Source organism: Bacteroidota bacterium, from assembly GCA_021300195.1.
GTDB lineage: Bacteria > Bacteroidota > Bacteroidia > J057 > JAJTIE01 > JAJTIE01.
This window is the reverse complement of the sequence record JAJTIE010000018.1, coordinates 55,992-73,601: the sequence shown is the minus strand read 5'-3', so window position 1 is coordinate 73,601 and position 17,610 is coordinate 55,992. Positions and strand designations below refer to the sequence as shown.

The window sequence follows — 17,610 nt, the reverse complement described above, 5'->3', positions numbered from 1 at the left end:
CAGCGGGTGTACCTGTGTGTACCTATGCCCGAGCCAGGGGAGGAGTAGTGGCCTTTGCGAGACAGGTGTCGTGCTCCTCCCCCCGTGCTCTAGTCCAGTTTTATTTCCTCGTCACCCTCGCCAAAATAACGCACTTGGGTGAAAGGCATGGAGGTTACCGCATCTATACGCACCCACTTTCCATATCGCTTCAGCCATTTGAAGCGGGGGCTACTGAGGAAACCTTTGGTGAAGTAGGCAGCCAGGAAGGGATTCATCTTCATCCTTAGCTGCTTCATTTTATTCTTGCGGAATAGAAAATCCACATTTCGGTTCACCTCGTCTGCCAGCAGTATCGAGGGATTTATCTTGCCGGTGCCGCCGCAGCTGGGGCACACCTCTTCGGTGCTGATGTTCACCTCGGGCCGCACCCGCTGGCGCGTAACCTGTATGAGGCCAAAGCGGCTCATGGGCAGGATGGTGTGCCTGGCCCGGTCTTTCTTCATCTCATCACTCAGCTGCTCAAAAACCTTTTTCTTGCTTTCGGCGCTGCGCATATCGATGAAGTCGATCACGATAATTCCGCCCATATCGCGCAGCCGTAGCTGTCGGGCTATCTCACTGGCTGCATCCAGGTTTATACGCAGGGCATTTTCCTCCGGGCTTAGGCTGGGCATGCGCAGGCTCCCGCTGTTCACGTCTATCACGTGCAGGGCTTCTGTGTGCTCTACCACCAGGTAGGCCCCACTGCCCAGGTTTACGGTCTTGCCAAAGGCACCTTTGATCTGTTTTTCCACGCCATATTGCTCAAATAGTCCCTCGCGCGATTTCTTGAGTTGCACAGCCCGCTTCAGGTCTGGCTGCTGCTCGTTTACGTAGGCCATCAGGTCTTCGTACACACTGGTGCTATCCGTCAGGATGGAATCGAAGCCGATGGAAAGCATGTCGCGCAGTACACTGCTGGTCCGGTTTATCTCACTCAGCACTTTTCGGGGCGGTTTGGCCCCCACCAGTTCCTCCACCATGGCGTTCCAGCGTGCTAGCAGCTGGTTCAGGTCGGCCTGTAGTTTTTCTGCCTCTACCCCCTCGCTTGCCGTACGGGCAATGACACCCATGTGCCGGGGCTTCCAGGTTTCCAGAATCTTGCGTACGCGCTTCTTTTCCTCGCCACTGTGCATTTTTCGGCTTACCGAAACCCCCCCGCCAAAGGGTAGCAGAATGCAGTACTGACCAGCAAGAGATAGCTGGCTAGCCAGCCGGGGCCCCTTGCTGCTAATGGCCTCTTTCATGATCTGAACCAGAATGACCTGGCCCGTCTTTAGCACCTCGCTTATCTTGCCGTGCTTGTCAATGTCTGGCACGGCCTCCAGCTTGTCTAGCGCTATGTGCCGCCCGTTGGAGCTGAGCACAGACTTGAGGTACCGGGTTTGTGTCTCAATCTGAGGACCCAGGTCGCTGTAGTGCAGGAAACTATCTTTTGTGTAGCCAATGTCTACAAAAACGGCATTCAGGGCAGGTAAAACACGCTTTACCTTGCCCAGAAAAACATCTCCTACCGCAAACAGGTTGTTGCGTTTCTCATACTGAAGTTCAACAAGGCGTCTATTCTCCAGGATCGCAAGCTGTAGCCCCTCTTCGGTGCTGCTTACTAATAGCTCATTCGCCAAGGCATGGTTATTTTGGGTATACCTTTCGCTAAATCGGCGTACCTGCGTATGGGTGTGCTTGTGTGCCTGTATAGCGGCACAGCATCTGTGCTACTCAGGCCCCTGGTGCTTTGCCCAGGGCGAAGAACTACCTGTTCTTCTTCTTGTGCCGATTCTTGCGAAGACGCTTCTTGCGTTTGTGGGTCGACATTTTGTGACGCTTTCTCTTTTTACCGCAGGGCATATACGTGGAAATTTACTGTGTCTTACTCTCTTATTGTATCGTCTGGGATTCCTCTCCCATCAGGGCCCGAATCTCCGACCGAATCTCAGTGTTGGGGGCCAAAGATAAGGCTTTTTCAAACAAGGGTCTTGCTTTTTCCGCTTGTTGTTGCATTTTGTGTGCGAGTCCGGCCAGATAGTAGGGCTCAAATTCTGCCGGTTTCAGTGCCATACATACAGATAGTCGGCTAAGGGCTTTTTCCGCCTGCTGTGTCTGGATAGAAAAGGTTGCCAGCTCCATATTGGCCCGGTATTGTACCTCTACACTAGCTTGCTTGTTTTCTGCCAGTTCGCGCAGGGCACGTATACCGTCCATGGGTGTATCGCTCTGTACCAGGCTGCTGGCCAGGCCCACTTGGGCCAGGGCATCTGCGGGTTGTGCAGCCAGATAGGCCCGGTAGTGGGCTATGGCTTCGGTGTTAAGCTTACGCACCGTTATTTGCGCTTGCTTTAGCTGGCTGTACTGCCGCCGGGCCAGGCTTAGCAGCTGTGCCGCCTCCAGGTGGTCGGTAGCCTGTTCGCTTTTTGCTGCCAGCAGGCCAGCGTAGTAGCCGGCATAGTCTGGCCGATTGTCCTGCCTGGCCTGCTGCACCAGCTGCCGGAGCACTGTGGCCGAGTCTGCCGCTTGGCGGGCCCCTGCCAGCTGCTGCTGGCTTGCTTGCCAGTTGCGCTGCTGGGCTTCAGTCAGTGCCTCCAGGTCTCCAGCTTGCAGTGGCTCGGTGTCGGCCTGGGCCCTTTCCTTCCCTTCTGGCATAGCTGCCCCAGCAGCGGCTGCCGGTGGCCCAGCCTGCACCAGGGCCTTTCGGTCTGTGAAGGAGAGAAACACCAGCGCCACGACACCCAGTGCTATCAGCGCAAGCTGTAAAACGTAGGTCTGTTTCGTCCGAATCGGTTTTTTCCCTTCGAGTGGCTGGTTCGGCATTATTCCTCTTTCGTCTTGATTTTGTCGCTCTCTTTTACCTTGTCTATAAAGACTTTTGCAGCCTTGAAGGTGGGCACGTAGTGCTCGTTGATAACAATTGGCTTATTGCGCGAAATGATGCGGGCCACTTTTTTCGCCCGTTTCTTAACTACGAAGCTGCCAAAGCCCCGGATGTAGATGTTCTCTCCCTCGGCCATGGAGGACTTCACAACCTTGAAGAAGGCCTCTAGCGAGGCACTCACATCGGCCTTCTCCAGCCCGGTTTTCTGGGCTATTTTGCTTACAATCTCGGCTTTGGTCACAGTAGCGAAAAAATTTAGTTAGCAGGATTACGTACTTTGGGTTTTGGCCTGCGCCAAACCCGGTGTTAATAACTGGTAAAACTATTAACAGCAAATTTAGGGTAAAATTTATTCAGGATAAATTATTTTTTGAGGATCATGGATACTGCCTTGCAAGGGCTTAAAAGCTGGTACCTACACCACAAGAGGGACCTACCCTGGCGCGAAACCCGCGACCCCTACGCCATTTGGCTCAGCGAGGTGATCCTGCAGCAAACACGCGTAAACCAAGGGCTTGCCTACTACGAGCGTTTTCTGCGCCGGTTTCCCACCGTGGCAGCCCTGGCGGATGCAGAGGAAGCTGCTGTGCTGAAAGCCTGGGAGGGCCTGGGCTACTACAGCCGTGCCCGAAACCTGCAGGCTGCCGCCAGGCAGATTGTGCAACAGGGCCACTTTCCGCCGGATGTGCCCGGCCTGCTTGCCCTCCGGGGTGTGGGGCCCTACACCGCCCGCGCCATTGCCTGTTTTGCCTTTGATAGCCAGGTGGGCGTGTTAGACGGCAATGTGTTTCGTGTACTGGCCCGCCTGTATGCAGATGATACGCCCATAGACACGCCTGCCGCCAAAAAACATTTTCAGGCACAGGCCGATGACCTGGCGCGGCTGAGCCAGGATGCCTATACGCACAATCAGGCTATGATGGAGCTGGGGGCCACCCTGTGCACACCCACCCGCCCTGCCTGCCCCTACTGCCCCCTGCGAGCGTCTTGTGCGGCCTATAGCAGGGGCCTACAGGCCCAACTGCCCACCAGGGGCAAGAAACAAGCCAAGCCGCGCCGCCCTTTCACGTTTTACCTCCATATCCAAGACCAGCAACTGGCGCTGGTGCAAAAGCCCGAGGGATTTTGGCAGGGCCTGTACACCCTGCCCTATCAGGAGCTGGCGGGCCCAGATGCCCCGCTCTTTTCGCACATTTTTACGCATTTTGAGATGCAGCTATACCTAGCCAGGCAGGCCCCGCCGCCGGCCCTGCACTGGCAGTGGGTGCCCCTGGCAGCCCTGCCTGCCCACCCCATGCCCCGGGCCATGCATCGCCTGTTTCAGCAGCTTCAGCTCTTGTGAGTATTCTTGAACAGACTGTTATCTTCATAGCCCCACTCATTCCATCGCGATACAGATGCTCTACCTGATTCTGGCACTTTTTTCGCTCGGTTTTTCCTGCTTATTGTCTGCCTACGAGTCTGCCTATTTTGGCCTGCCGGGCAGCCAGCAGCTGCGCCTGCGGCAGCGGGCCCGGGGCCTGAGTGAGCGCTGGCTCCGGACCTTCTACGAGCAGCCGCGTACTTTTCTGGGCACACTCGCTATTGCCGATACGCTCGCCATTTTGCTTTGGGTTTTTAGCCTCGCGTTTCTGTTTCGCTCGTTCTGGCCAGCCGGGGCTACGGCTGGGTTCTATCTCGTGCTATTTCTTGTTGCTCTTCTGGCTCAGCTTTTTGTGGGCGAGTATCAGCCCCGTTTGTTCGGGGCGGCATTTCCGGCCGCTGTCTTGCGCTGGGGCACCTTGCCGCTCTTGCCTGCCTACTATGTGCTATACCTACCCGGACGCGTGCTGGGCCGCCTGGCGCAGTATGCCCACCAGGCCTGGGATGAACAAGGCGAGGGCATGACGGCCCGGCAGCTAAAGGAGGCTATCCTGCACACGCCGGAAACGGAGTCGCCAGCGGAGGAAAAGCGCATTCTGCGTGCGCTGGTAGACCTGGACCAGACGGCCGTGCGCAGCATTATGCGGGCACGCGTGGATGTGCGCGCCCTGCCCGACACGGCAAGCCCGGAAACGGTGTGGCAGGCGGCCCGCGCGTATGGCCATTCGCGCATACCCGTTTATCGCGCTAGCCTGGACCACATTATGGGCATCCTGTATGTGAAGGACCTGCTAAAGCAGCCCGACAAGCTGCAGAACTGGCAGCAGCTGATCCGGCAGCCCTTTTATGTGCCCGATACCAAGCGGCTAAATACCCTGCTCCGGGCTTTTCAGCAGCAGCGGCAGCACATGGCCATTGTGGTGGATGAGTACGGGGGTACCAGTGGCATCATTACGCTGGAAGATATCCTGGAGGAGATATTTGGCGACATTCGGGATGAAGGCGACACCCACGACCCCGGCTACACCCGCCTGGCCGACAATGCCTTCGTTATATCTGGCCGCATGCCCCTGGTGGATGTATGCCGGCTAGCTGGGCTGCCAGAGGCGGAATTTGAGCCCTACCGGGGCGGCCATGGTACACTGGCCGGACTGGTACTGGCCCTGTACGGGGGCCTGCCCCCCACCGGAGCCTACCTGCATGCAGGCCGCTTCGAACTACAAGTGCTAACTGCCACCGATACGCATGTAAAGCGCGTGAAGCTGGTAATAAATGACCCAGCCCCCCAGGATGAGGAAGACGATGCCTAAACGGCTACTCTAGCTGCGGCCACCGAAAATGGCCGAGCCAATGCGCACCATCGTGGCTCCCTCGGCAATGGCCAGGGCATAGTCTCCGCTCATGCCCATGCTCAGGTGCTGCATCTGCACCTGTTCGCTGGTTTGCCTCCCCAGCTGGTCGTATAGCCCCCTTAGTCGGGCAAACTGGCTGCGGATCCGGTTCGTATCCTCCGTCAGCTCTGCTATCCCCATCATTCCCCGCACCCGCACCTGTGGATACTGGGGCAGGCAGCGCAGGAGGCCAGGTAGCTCTTCTGCCGGAATACCGCTTTTCTGTCCCTCGCCCGATATATTGATTTGTATGAGGCAATCCACGGGCCTCTTCGCTCGCTTCTGTATCTCGCTCGCCAGCCGCTCGCTATCCAGGCTGTGGATCAGGTGCACCGTATCCACCACATACTTCACCTTGTTTGTCTGTAGTGGGCCTATCAGGTGCCAGTGTGCTGCGGGCAGCAGGGGCTGCTTCTGCAGGTACTCTTGCACACGGTTTTCGCCAAAGTCCATCTGCCCGGCGGCACAGGCTGCCTGCGCTGCCGATACCGGGAAGGTTTTGCTTACCGCCACCAGTTTTACCTCCTCGGGTAGCCTGCCCACCGCCCTACAGGCTTCTGCCAGCGAGGCCTTTACGGCCTGCAGCCGATCGGCAATTGTGCTCATGCCCCTTTTTGGGCTTTGCTGCGCCGCCGCTCACTCAGGTAGGTGGTGAGGATGGGCACCGCGCTGACGAGGATAATGCCCAGCGTAATGTAGTGCACATTGGGCTTGATGTACTGCTCGGCCAGGCGCGGCCCGGCCAGCGCCACCGGCAGGTAGCCCAGCAGCGTCATGCTGCCTATCCATACAATGCCGCCTATTACGTTGTACGACACAAACTTCCGATACTCCAGGTTGGCCACCCCCGCTATCATGGGCACAAAGGTGCGTACAATGGGCACAAAGCGGCCCAGAATGATGGCTTTGCCCCCGTGCCGATCGTAAAAGGACTTGGTGCGTGCTATGTACTGCGGCTTGAAAAAACGACTCTCCGGCTTCCGGAAAAGTGCCGGGCCCAGCTTGCGGCCAATGATGTAGCCCGTCTGGTCGCCCACAATGGCAGCCACCATCAGCACACCCAGCACCACCACCAGCGGAACGCTAATCAAGCCCGTGGCTGTGTACAGGCCCACCAGAAACAGCAGGCTGTCTCCGGGTAGAAAAAAGCCCACCATCAGGCCTGTTTCGGCAAAGATGATGCCTGCTAGCACTACCAGCAGATAGGGCCCCGCCGACTGAATGATGTATTCCGGCTTGATGTATTGCAGCATATCGCTGAGGGCAGACAAAAACTCCATGTTTCGCGAAGCGTGGTTAATGGTAGGGCCGCAAAGATACCACAAAAAGAGGGGCTATAGGGTGTCCTTTTTTTCGTGTTCCAGCCCACTCTGCCACACACGCGTACGATTCAATGCCCGGTCTCCGTTTCCCTTCAGCCCCGATACCCAGGCTGGCTACCCACTGTGCAGGCTGCTACAAAGCTGGCCACAGAACCACTGGTCTCTCGCCAGGGTCCGCCAGGCTGGCCTGTGCGTGTAATTAGGTAGTGTAGACCTGACCTCTGCAGGCACTAGGAGCGAAAAAGAATTCGTGTATTTTTGTGCAATCCTGTAAAGAACTATTCCCTAAAACCCCTAGAAATTTGGAAACTGCTAAAACCGGAAAAGGACACCCCAAGGGGTTGTACCTGCTCTTTACCGTAGAGATGTGGGAGCGCTTTGGCTACTATGGCATGCGCGCCATTCTGGGTCTCTACATGGCTGCCGCCGTGATACAGGATCCGGGCAAGGAAGGCATGGCGGGCCTGGGCCTTACCGAGGAAACGGCTGGCTTGATTGCCAACTTTTTTCAGGCCTTTGTTTACCTGACCCCCCTACTGGGTGGTTTTCTGGCCGATGCCTTCATTGGCCAGCGCAGGTCTATCCTGATGGGTGGCCTACTGATGGGGCTGGGATATGCCATGCTGGCGGTGAGCAACGATTTTTACGTGTTTGTTTTCGGCCTGATCCTGATCACATTCGGAAACGGCTTTTTTAAGCCCAACATCTCGACTGTGGTGGGAGACCTGTACGAGCCGGGCGATAAGCGCAAGGACACCGCCTTTACCATTTTTTACATGGGCATCAACCTGGGTGCACTGGTGGCACCCATTGTGTGCGGGTGGTTTCGTTCGCCCGAGTCGGGCTATATGGGCTACAGCTGGGGCTTTGGTGCAGCCAGCGCGGGTATGTTTCTGGGCCTGCTCGTCTATGTGCTTTTCGGAAAAAAATACCTGGGTGATGCCGGCATGAAGCCGAAGACAAAGAAAAAGGCCGCCACCGCCAGCACCCCATCCACCCCCCTTACCAAGGTGGAAAAAGACCGCATCTGGGCCCTGGTGATCCTGGCGGTGTTCAACATTGCCTTCTGGACCGGCTTCGACCTGGCCCCCACTTCCATCACCTTCTTTACCGAGAACCACGTAAACAAAGACATGGCCGGACTCTTCACCTTCGATACGGCCTACTTCCAGTCGCTCAATCCTTTGATGATCGTTGTCTTTGCCCCCCTGTTTGCCCTGCTGTGGACGCTGCTCTCCAAGGCAAAACTGGAACCCAATACGCCCACCAAAATGGGTATTGGCATCGTGTTGGCAGGTGCTGGCTTTCTTTTCATGTACATGGCTGCCCTGGAGGTGGAGGCCAATAGCACGGTAATGGCCAGCATCTGGTTTGTCATGTTCACGTACGTCTTCCATACTTTTGGCGAGCTCTGCCTCTCCCCCATTGGCCTATCCATGGTTACCAAGCTGGCACCGCCCCGGCTGGGTTCGCTTATGATGGGTGTCTGGTTTGGCAGCGTATTTATCGCCAACATCTTTGCCGGCCTGTTGGTGTTCATCCGCTCCAACTTCAACTACTCCACCTTCTTTCTAGGCATTGCGCTGGTGGTGATGTTTTTGGGCCTGGTGCTGCTGCTGCTCTCGGGCCGAATTCGCAAGATGATGCACAACATAGGCTAGCAGTCTGCTCGCCTGTACGCTATACCCCAGACCGGCCTCGTGCCGGTCTTTTTTTCCCCTCTGCTCGCGCCTATGCAGCATACGGTAGCTTATCCGGTTCTTTGGCAGTTGGTGTACCTCAGCCAGCCGCTGGTGGGTAGCCGCTGCACGGCAGCCTTCACCCAGCAGCGCGATGAACTGGTGCTGGAGTGGACTGCCCCAGCCGCCGCCGCGCCACACCACTGGCGCATAGGGTTTGGCACGTTCAGCTACTGCCTGCCCGTATCGCACCTTGCCCGCAAGCGGAGCAATAGTGCCGATGTGCTGGCACCGGTGGTAGGCCAGGTTCTGCAGAAACTCGAAATAGCCGAGAACGACCGTGTATTGGCTCTGCGCTTTCCGCACGGAACGCTCTACCTGGCCTTCTTTGGCCCCCGTGGCTACGCCTGCTGGCAGGCCAGGCAGAAAGCCGACTCCCCCCTGTTTTTTCGTAGCCCGGGCCAGCTCGATCTTGCAGCTCTTAGCCTTGTTTGCCCTGCCAGCTTGCTGCCGTCTGTTCCCCCCACGCATGTGCCCAGGTGGATAGACGATGCCATGCGGCAGTATATGCAGGCGCACACGTACACCCCGGCCCACTACCTGGCCCACTGCTGCGATGGCAGTGCTACGGTGGGCGAGCAGGCGGGCCGCCCGGTTTTTTGCCTGCATCCCCTGCCGGGTTTGGCCCGCCTGCCCCTGCCCGAGGCCCTGGCCACCCATGTGCGCCAGTACTACCGGCAGCAGCAGCATCAGCACCGGTATGCCCGTGTGGCCCACTGGGTGCACCGGCAGTACCGCCTGGCTACCGCCCGCCATGCCGACCGGGAGGCGGCCCTGGCAGCCCTGCTGGCCGAGCGTCCGCCCGAAGAGATAGGCCACCTGCTGATGGCCAACCTTCATCGTATCCGGCCCGGTATGGAGGCAATCGAACTGGAAGACCTGTATCGGGCCGGGGTGCTGCGGGTGCAGCTGGACCCCCTGCTGCCCGCTGCCGAGCAGGCCGCCCGCTGGTACCGGAAGCAGAAGGACCGCAGCAAGCGCCTACAGTGGCTACAGGCCCAGCTGCCCCAGCTACAGGCCGCAGCTGCGGCGGCGACCCAGGCTTTTACCGATTTTCAGCAGGTAGATGGCCCGGAGGCACTCAAGGCCTTTATGAGCCGATACCCCCAGCCCGAAGCCGATACGGCTGCTACCGGGGATGCCCCCGCGGCCCCCTTTCGCCGCTTTGAATATCAGGGATTCAAAATCCTGGTAGGCCGGAATGCCACCAGCAACGACCGACTGACCTTTGGCTACGCCCACAAGCACGACCTGTGGCTGCATGCCCGAGACGTACGGGGTAGCCATGTGGTGCTCCGCCGGGCCCATGCGAAACAGGAGGTTCCGCCCGCCGTACTGGAATATGCCGCTGGCCTGGCAGCCTGGTTTAGCAAGCAGCGACGGGCCAGCCTGGCCACCGTGAGCTATACCGAACGCAAGTATGTGCGAAAGCACAAAAAGCTGGCTGTAGGCCAGGTAGTCCTGGACCGGGAACAGACCCTGCTGGTGGCCCCGCAGTCGCCGGAATCTCCCGTAACTCCGGCCTGAAGTGTTCCTTGTGCGGCACAAGCACCGCTGGTCGGCACCTCCTGCGCTACAGCTGCCCTCGGTTGGCTGAATGAAAAATACCGAAATTGCCCCTGTGTAACCCCATGCAAGTGCAAAGGCCTACCTTTGTTCTCCGCTGGGTACCCAATCGGATAACAAATTCTGAATAGCATGAATATCGCAGATATGTTTGGCAAGATGCAGGAAATGCAGCAGCGCCTGGAAGAGGCAAAGAAGAAGCTGGCCGATATCACCGTAGAGGGCATGGCCGGCGGGGGCATGGTACGGGTAACAGCCAACGCCGCACGCCAGATCTTGCACGTACAGCTGGAGGCAGACGTGCTGCAGGACAAGGAAATGCTGGAAGATCTGATAGCCGCTGCCACCAATAACGCCCTGGAGAAGGCCGAGCAGGCCGCCCGGCAGGAAATGAGCAAGATTACCCAGGGCATGTTGCCCAACATACCGGGCCTGGATATTAGCCAACTCGGACTATAGCTACCCTGCCCCCACCCGTGCCTGCTACGGTTACCCTTGTGCTTGTAAACTGGAACGGCAAACACCTGCTCCAGCAGTTTATGCCCACGCTACAGCCAGCCGGCTGGCCGCAGCTGCAGCTGTGTATGGTGGATAATGCCAGCACAGATGGCTCGGCAGCCTGGCTGCGCACACACTACCCCGATGCCCGCCTGCTGCAGCCTGCACAGAACCTGGGTTTTGCGCATGGAAACAACCTGGCCGTGGAGCAGATAGAGAGCACCTACGTACTGCTGCTGAACACCGATGTGGCCTGCACCCCAGGCTGGCTGGCCCCCCTGGTGGCGCTGGCCGAGCAAAATCCCCGCCTGGCCGCCGTTATGCCCAAAATCCGTTCCTATCGCCAGCCCACCTGCTTCGAGTACGCCGGGGCCGCAGGGGGCTGGCTCGATGCCTGGGGCTTTCCCTTTTGCCGGGGCCGTATTTTCGGCACACTGGAGCCAGACAAGGGGCAGTACGATGACGCGCGGCCTGTTTTCTGGGCATCTGGGGCCTGTATGCTCATACGCACCTCGGTTATTCGCCAGCTTGGCCTCTTCGACCAAGGATTCGGCGCACACATGGAGGAGATCGATTTCTGCTGGCGTGCCCAGAATGCAGGCTACGAAATATGGGTGGAGCCGAAAAGCCTGGTGTACCACCTGGGTGGAGCTAGCCTACCCATGGGCCACCCACGAAAGGTGTTTTACAACATCCGCAATAGCCTGCTGACGTATGCAAAGAATGCCCCCCTGGGCTCGGCAGTGCGGATGCTGGGCTTCCGCCTTTGCCTGGACGGAGTATGGGGCCTTGTGCAGCTGCTGCGCCTGCGCCCGGCACTTACCTGGACCGTTATTCGTGCCCACCTCTCCTTCTGGGGTAGGCTTCGTTCCGCCTGGCGCAGCCGCCGGCTGCAGCCTCCCCGTCGGCTGCACCAGCTGGCAGGCTACTACCCGGGCAGCCTGCTGTGGCAGCACTATGTGCGGGGCAAAAAAACCTTTCGATCCTTATTTCGATCCCTATGAAAGAGCTAGATACCCTGCAGGCCTACGCCCTGGCCAAGCCGGGCAGCGAACCGACCATGCCCTTTGGCGACGACGCACTGGTGCTGAAGGTACGGGGCAAGATCTGGATGATTATTCGCCTGGATAGCACGCCCCTGTACATCAGTGTAAAGTGCGACCCGGCGCAGGCCCTGGAGCTGCGCGCGCGCTATGCGGCGGTGCAGCCGGGCTACCACCTGAGCAAGAAGCACTGGAATACCATCTGCCTGGATGGCAGCCTGCCCGATGTGGAGCTACGCCACTGGATAGACCATAGCTACGAGCTGGTTGTATCGGCCCTGCCAAAAAAGGAGCGAGATACCCTATGATGCCAGGCCTGGAGCCCTGGCTGACCCGTGCGCAGCGCTACTGTGCGCAGCAGGAGCGCAGTGCTATGGAGGTACTGATGAAACTGCAGGGCTGGGGCTGCCCCACCCCATGGGCCCTGGAGATACTGAGGCTGCTACAGGATGAGCGCTACCAGGACGAGCAGCGCTTTGCCAGCCTGTATGTGCGCAGCAAGGCCAATCAAAACCAATGGGGTAGGCAAAAAATAGCCGCAGGCCTGGCCCGGAAGGGGGTGCCAGGGCCGATCGCCGAGGCTGCCCTGCAGGCCCTGGATGGGGCCGAGCAGCAGCAGCGCATCCAAAAACTGATGCGCCGAAAGCTGGCCCAGCTGCCGCCAGACAGCCCGCAGCGATACGAGCGCGTGGTACGCTATCTGCTGCAAAAGGGCTTCTCGTATCCCGACATCCGGGCGGCCTGGGACGTACTGCTTCACGAAAAATAAACACGTACCTGATTAATATTGCCAGATGAAGAAATGCCTGACAGTCCTCATTTTCCTCTTGGCCGGCCTGGCGGAAGTGCGTGCCGCCGGATTTGTACCCTATCCGGCCCAATGGACCCAGCCGCTGGCCGGGGCTGCCATTCGCTACTACGCCCGTTTTTCGGGCCTTACGGTCTATGTGTCCGACCTGGGCCTGCACTATGTGCCCACTGGCACCCTCGATGGCTCCGATGCTGCCGTCCGGATCGATTTTCTTTTCCCCACCCGTCCGCACGCTTTCGAGCCCAGTGTAGCGGCGGATGCAGCTACGTACCGGTTTATCACCACGGGGCATAGCCACAGGGCGCAGGCAGGCCTGCAGGCGGCGCACACCCTGCTGCTGCGGGGCATAGCACCCGGAGTAGACCTCGAGCTGATGGAGCAAGCGGCTTCGTTCAAGTACAACCTCCTGGCACAGGATGCGGCAGCCTTGTCAGCTTTCTACTGGCAGGTGGTGGGTGCGCACCTGCAGCCCGAGGAGAATGCCCTGCACCTGCACACCCCCCTGGGTAGGCTCGCAGAGCACATACCAGCTGCCTGGCAGGGACCGAATGGGCACCCGCTGACGGTACAGCACCGCCTGGTAGGCACCCGCCTGTACTACCAGGCAGTGGCCGCAGCATCCACGGGCCCGATCGTTGTGGATCCTCTTTTGCGCACGTCTTCGTCCTTTATAGGGGGTAGCGCTGCCGATGCCATCCGGTCTATTGCCACCCTGCCCGACGGCGGCTTTGCCTGGGCGGGCTATACCGATAGTGAGAACTTTCCGGCTACTGCCGGCCAGGTGGTAAAGGGCGGCCCCGCCAGAGATGCCGTAGTGGGTGTGAACAATGCAAATGGCAGCCTGCGCTGGGCTACCTACTTCGGTGGGAGCGAGGCCGATGAGGGCCTGGCAGTGGCTGTAGATGCAAGTGGGGCAATCTATCTGGGCGGCAGCACCCTCGGTTCCATTGCTACCTTTGGCCTGGGTCAGCTGGCCTATGGGGGCAATCAAGACGCATTTTTGGCCAAATTTAATGCACAGGGCTTGTATCTATGGAGTCAGTACTTTGGCCAGGTGGGTATCGATGCCATTACCCACCTGGCCATCGATACATCGGGCTTTGTGGTTGTGCTGGGTACCACCACGGGTGGCCTGGCCAGCCTGGGCACGGGTGGCCTGCAGGGCAGCCCCCCGGGTGGCGGAGACCTGTGGATGGCCAAGGTGCACACAACGGGTCGACTCCGCTGGGCGGGCTACTATGGCGGAACGGCTTTTGAGCAGCCGGGCGGCCTGGCTGTGGATGCCCGGGGCGCACACTACTACCTGGCCGGCAGTACCAGCAGCCCCGATCTGAATGTGCCAGGCGCGGCCCAGCCAGCGTTTTCGGGCACAAAGGATGCTTTCTGGATCAAGCTCGACTCGGCAGGTGCTTTGCGGCGCGGTACCTACTGGGGTGGAACGGATGAGGAAGAGGTGCACGGCCTGGTGCTGGACAGTGCCTGGAAGCCGGTGCTGCTGGGCCATACCTTTAGCCCCAACTTCCCCCTGCTGCTGCCCACCCAGCCTAGCTTGGTAGGCCGATCAGACCTGTTTCTGGCACGTTTTGATACGGCCGGGCTAAACCTGTGGAGTACGTATGCCCTGGGCGGTAGCGAGTTCGAGTTTGCCCACGGCCTGGCTGTCAACCGCAAGCAGGGTGAGCTGTATGCCGTAGGCGAGACTCGCAGCACCGATCTACCTACCCTGCGTGCCGGGTTTCTGGACGAATATCGGGGCGGCACCACCGATGGCTACTGGGCTGTGTTTTCGCATACGGCAGTACTTTTGCAGGCCTCCTACTACGGGGGTGCAGCGGCAGACGTGCTATATGCCGCAGCGGCCGACAGTGTACAGACGGTGATGGGTGGGCAGACCTTTGGTGAGGCCCGTTTCCCCGCCCTGAACGCCAGCCAGTTTTTCTACGGCGGGGGCCCCTCAGACGGCATACTGGTGCGTTATGTCTTTACCTCCGACCCCACCGTTTCCCGCGCTTCTTCTGCGGGTGCTACCCCCAGCCCCCTGCGCGTGTATCCCAACCCAGCGACAGATCAAGTATGGGTTGAGGCTATGCAGCCGCTACAGCTGGCACTACAGGACGTGATGGGTAGAGAGCTGAAAACCTGGGATCTGCCAGCGGGCAGGCAGCTGCTCTCGCTATCAGGCTTGCCTGCCGGGCTGTATATCCTACATGCTCCTGGCCAAGAGTTAGCCTTACCCCCAGTTCGGTTGATACTGAGCCACTAGTCCTCGGCAAAGTGCGTGCGCATCAGGTTGTTCCGCTCCAGCCGCCGCACGATCCAGATAAAGGCCACACAGCAACCAATCTTCAGCAGGCTGAACCAGCCCTGGGTGTAGCCCGCCAGTGTAAGCTCCATAAAGCCCCATACCAGCGCAAAAGCAATGAGCCCGTACACCAGCAGCCGGTTCACCTGGTAGGGTACGGGGTAGTACCGGTTGCCCCATTTGTAGCTCAATATAGCCAGGGTAGCGTAGCTGACCAGGGTAGCCACAGCCGCCCCCATAAAGCCCATGTATGGAATGAGTAAGCTGTTTAACCCGATGGTTACCACTGCTCCTACTGCCGATATTAGCAGGGCGTAATTGAGCTTGGCCTTTACCTTGTACCAGATACCTAAGCTAAGGTGGGCACCCCAGAAAACATTGGCAGCTAACAGCAGGGGTACCGCCTGTAGGCCCGGCCAGTAGTCGGGGTGGATAAAGCTAAAGCTCAGCAGCCCAAAGCCATTGAAGCTCACTATCTCATAGGCCAGGCAGCCTGTTACCAGCATGATGAAGATCTTGATCATCGTGAAATAGTTGAAAATACGCGCAGTATTCTCCAAGCTATTCTTCTTTTTTGCCTGCCTGAAGAGGAATGGCTCGGCAGCCGCCCGATAGGCTGTGGTGAAAAGTGTGATGATAATGGCAACCTTGTATATGGCTGAATAGATTCCATTCAGTTCCGCTCCGGTATAGGCTTTGCCTTGCCACAGCTGCCCATCCGGCCATAGGCGTGTAATCAGGTTGCGGTCCAGCTGCACGCTCATTACACCCAGCATGCCGCTTACCATAAACCAGAATCCATAGGTACACATTAGGCTCAGGGTGCGCCTCTCTACCAGCTTCAGTCTGGGTAGGTTGTTGTGTAGGCTCAGGGCTAGCCTTAGCCCGCTGGCAAACAGGTTGGCCAGAAAGATATAAAACACCGTGGGCTCCAGCGTCAGAAAAAAAATCAGATTCAGCGCCACCATCAGTAGGATATGGCTTAGGGTGATGGAGGCAAAGCGTACGGCCCGCTCCTGCATACGCAGGGCTGCCATGGGCAGTGCTCCCAGTGAATCCAGGGCTGTGATGAGCAGCAGCATCCAAACCAGCTGCGTGTCATTGCCGTAGCCCATGAGGCCGGCAATCTGTACGTGAAACGGCAGTGAAAGCAGCAAGAAGATGCTGCTAAGCAGCAGGATCCAGCTAAAGGCCGTGGCATAAATGCGGTCTCCGTTCCGGCTCTTGGGGTAGTAGTTGAAATAGGCCGTTTCCAGCCCAAATGTGAGCACGACAATGCCGTAAAAGGCAAAGGTGAGCAGGTCGGAGTACACCCCGTACTCACCCGTGGTCAGGTAGTAGGTGTACAGGGGCGTTAGGCCCCAGTTAATGAGGCGGCTCCCGATCGAGCTAAGCCCATAGATGGCTGTTTGCCGGGCCAGGGTTTTTACACTCATGTGTGCAGGGGGCTCAGGCTTGCTTCTCGGGCTTGTACCGCTTCCGCTGGGGGATTACCCCCGGTCCAGGGGTGCAGCTCTTGGGTAGGGCGCGGGTGCATGCAGGCCCACAGCCTGGGTAGAGCAAGTTTTGCGCAGGCTGCCCGGTGCATATACATCCGAATAGGCATGGCGCGAATATACACAAACCGCGGGTGCCGGACGCGGACCATGCTTTCTGCCTAGCCTTGGAGGGGTATAGCCCGGATTCTATTGCTCTGTCAGGCGCTGAATGTCGGCCGCATCGGGTACCTGTCCCACCCATTTCTCCACTACTACGCCATCCTTCAGCAGCAGGGCTCCCTTGTTGTTCCGAATAATGGTCTTGAGTACATCGCCGCCATTGCGTGCTATGCAGTAGGCAGGTTTGTGCTGTTCCTTCCAGGGTTTCAGCACGCTGCTCAGGCTGGCGGTGGTGAGGAAGAAGCTCACTTTCTGGCTGTCCAGGCTGGCATGGGTATCTTTCAGCTGGGCATACAGCCCCGGCTCTTCATCTTCCAGCTGCTTTACTACCACCAGCACGCTCCAGCCCTGCATGCCGTTCTGCGCACACTCGCTGTCCAGGGGTATCCATTCCTTGATGCCCTTGGGGCCGTTGGGGTTTTCTGTGTGCGCTTTGAAGTCGCAGCCCACACAGGCCCCCAGCAGGTCTACTACAGGCCCACTGTTCAGGGTGGATAGCACGATTATGGGGAAACTGGCACACAGCACCACACTCAGCAGGGCATTTGTTTTTTTATTGCCCAAAAGCGGACGTATGCGACTGGGATACAAGAACAGGTAGCTAATCAGCACCAGCAGCACTACGTCCTTGATAAAGGACTGATAGGGCGTGAGGTGCAGAAAATCGCCGAAGCAGCCACAGTCCTGTACCTTGTTGAAATACCAGCTGTAAAAGGTGAGGGCCGTAAAGAAAACAATCAGCCCGAAAATGGACAGTGTAGTGAAGCGCCGCAGCCAGCCTGTGAGCAGTAGCATACCCAGTACACACTCGAATACGGCTATAAGGGCGGCTAGCCCGAAGGCCGATTCAATGAAAAAGGCTGCCGGAAAGCTGAAATCCTGCTGAAAGACCTCGAAATACTCGATCAGCTTATAGGCAAAACCATGCGGGTCATTCACCTTGATTAGCCCGGAAAAAACAAAAAGCAGTCCAACGAGTATACGTATGGTTTGGGTAGTCCAATTGCGAAACATCTAAAGTGGGATTA

General features: G+C 58.3%; 16 protein-coding genes. 9 read left to right on the top strand and 7 right to left on the bottom strand.

Annotated elements, in window-relative coordinates; genetic code table 11:
- Window positions 1-89: 89 nt before the first annotated feature.
- The 3 genes from LW884_04585 to LW884_04575 form a co-directional block, all read right to left on the bottom strand.
- Entirely contained in the window at window positions 90-1,646 is a 1,557-nt protein-coding gene (locus LW884_04585) for an Rne/Rng family ribonuclease (protein ID MCE3007613.1), read from the bottom strand.
- Window positions 1,647-1,899: 253 nt separating this feature from the next.
- A complete protein-coding gene (locus LW884_04580; GenBank protein ID MCE3007612.1) occupies window positions 1,900-2,742 on the bottom strand; it encodes a hypothetical protein in 843 nt (280 codons plus the stop codon).
- A gap of 86 nt (window positions 2,743-2,828) precedes the next feature.
- The gene (locus LW884_04575; protein MCE3007611.1) at window positions 2,829-3,131 is read right to left on the bottom strand and encodes an integration host factor subunit beta; all 303 of its coding nucleotides are present in this window, start codon (window positions 3,129-3,131) and stop codon (window positions 2,829-2,831) included.
- Window positions 3,132-3,269: 138 nt separating this feature from the next.
- Between LW884_04575 and mutY the strand changes: the two genes are divergently transcribed.
- Both mutY and LW884_04565 read left to right on the top strand, forming a co-directional pair.
- Complete coding sequence (mutY, locus tag LW884_04570) at window positions 3,270-4,232, top strand: A/G-specific adenine glycosylase (protein ID MCE3007610.1); 963 nt, start codon at window positions 3,270-3,272, stop codon at window positions 4,230-4,232.
- A 55-nt stretch (window positions 4,233-4,287) separates the two neighbouring features.
- On the top strand, window positions 4,288-5,562 hold the full coding sequence (locus tag LW884_04565; GenBank protein MCE3007609.1) for a hemolysin family protein: 1,275 nt from the start codon (window positions 4,288-4,290) through the stop codon (window positions 5,560-5,562).
- 9 nt (window positions 5,563-5,571) lie between these two features.
- Here LW884_04565 and LW884_04560 read toward each other — a convergent pair whose 3' ends face one another.
- Entirely contained in the window at window positions 5,572-6,249 is a 678-nt protein-coding gene (locus LW884_04560) for a YggS family pyridoxal phosphate-dependent enzyme (protein ID MCE3007608.1), read from the bottom strand.
- On the bottom strand, window positions 6,246-6,923 hold the full coding sequence (locus LW884_04555) for a VTT domain-containing protein (GenBank protein ID MCE3007607.1): 678 nt from the start codon (window positions 6,921-6,923) through the stop codon (window positions 6,246-6,248). The genes LW884_04560 and LW884_04555 overlap by 4 nt, the downstream gene beginning before the upstream one ends.
- A 344-nt stretch (window positions 6,924-7,267) precedes the next feature.
- Between LW884_04555 and LW884_04550 the strand changes: the two genes are divergently transcribed.
- The 7 genes from LW884_04550 to LW884_04520 all read left to right on the top strand — a co-directional run bounded on the left by LW884_04550 (window position 7,268) and on the right by LW884_04520 (window position 14,885).
- The gene (locus LW884_04550) at window positions 7,268-8,626 is read left to right on the top strand and encodes a peptide MFS transporter (protein ID MCE3007606.1); all 1,359 of its coding nucleotides are present in this window, start codon (window positions 7,268-7,270) and stop codon (window positions 8,624-8,626) included.
- Between the two features lie 72 nt (window positions 8,627-8,698).
- Entirely contained in the window at window positions 8,699-10,231 is a 1,533-nt protein-coding gene (locus LW884_04545) for an NFACT RNA binding domain-containing protein (GenBank protein MCE3007605.1), read from the top strand.
- A gap of 171 nt (window positions 10,232-10,402) precedes the next feature.
- Complete coding sequence (locus LW884_04540) at window positions 10,403-10,729, top strand: YbaB/EbfC family nucleoid-associated protein (protein MCE3007604.1); 327 nt, start codon at window positions 10,403-10,405, stop codon at window positions 10,727-10,729.
- Window positions 10,730-10,746: 17 nt separating this feature from the next.
- Complete coding sequence (locus tag LW884_04535; GenBank protein MCE3007603.1) at window positions 10,747-11,772, top strand: glycosyltransferase family 2 protein; 1,026 nt, start codon at window positions 10,747-10,749, stop codon at window positions 11,770-11,772.
- The gene (locus tag LW884_04530) at window positions 11,769-12,119 is read left to right on the top strand and encodes an MmcQ/YjbR family DNA-binding protein (protein ID MCE3007602.1); all 351 of its coding nucleotides are present in this window, start codon (window positions 11,769-11,771) and stop codon (window positions 12,117-12,119) included. Before LW884_04535 ends, LW884_04530 begins: the two co-directional genes overlap by 4 nt.
- The gene (locus LW884_04525; GenBank protein ID MCE3007601.1) at window positions 12,116-12,580 is read left to right on the top strand and encodes a RecX family transcriptional regulator; all 465 of its coding nucleotides are present in this window, start codon (window positions 12,116-12,118) and stop codon (window positions 12,578-12,580) included. Before LW884_04530 ends, LW884_04525 begins: the two co-directional genes overlap by 4 nt.
- A 25-nt stretch (window positions 12,581-12,605) precedes the next feature.
- Window positions 12,606-14,885 (top strand): hypothetical protein, encoded by a 2,280-nt coding sequence (locus LW884_04520; GenBank protein MCE3007600.1) that lies wholly within the window; start codon window positions 12,606-12,608, stop codon window positions 14,883-14,885.
- Here LW884_04520 and LW884_04515 read toward each other — a convergent pair.
- Together LW884_04515 and LW884_04510 are read right to left on the bottom strand one after the other, a co-directional pair.
- Window positions 14,882-16,360 (bottom strand): oligosaccharide flippase family protein, encoded by a 1,479-nt coding sequence (locus tag LW884_04515; GenBank protein ID MCE3007599.1) that lies wholly within the window; start codon window positions 16,358-16,360, stop codon window positions 14,882-14,884. The two genes, LW884_04520 and LW884_04515, sit on opposite strands and share 4 nt — an antisense overlap.
- A gap of 249 nt (window positions 16,361-16,609) precedes the next feature.
- Window positions 16,610-17,596 carry a DoxX family protein gene (locus LW884_04510; GenBank protein MCE3007598.1) on the bottom strand — a complete coding sequence of 329 codons (987 nt, stop codon included), beginning with the start codon at window positions 17,594-17,596 and terminating at the stop codon, window positions 16,610-16,612.
- Between the last annotated feature and the right edge of the window lie 14 nt (window positions 17,597-17,610).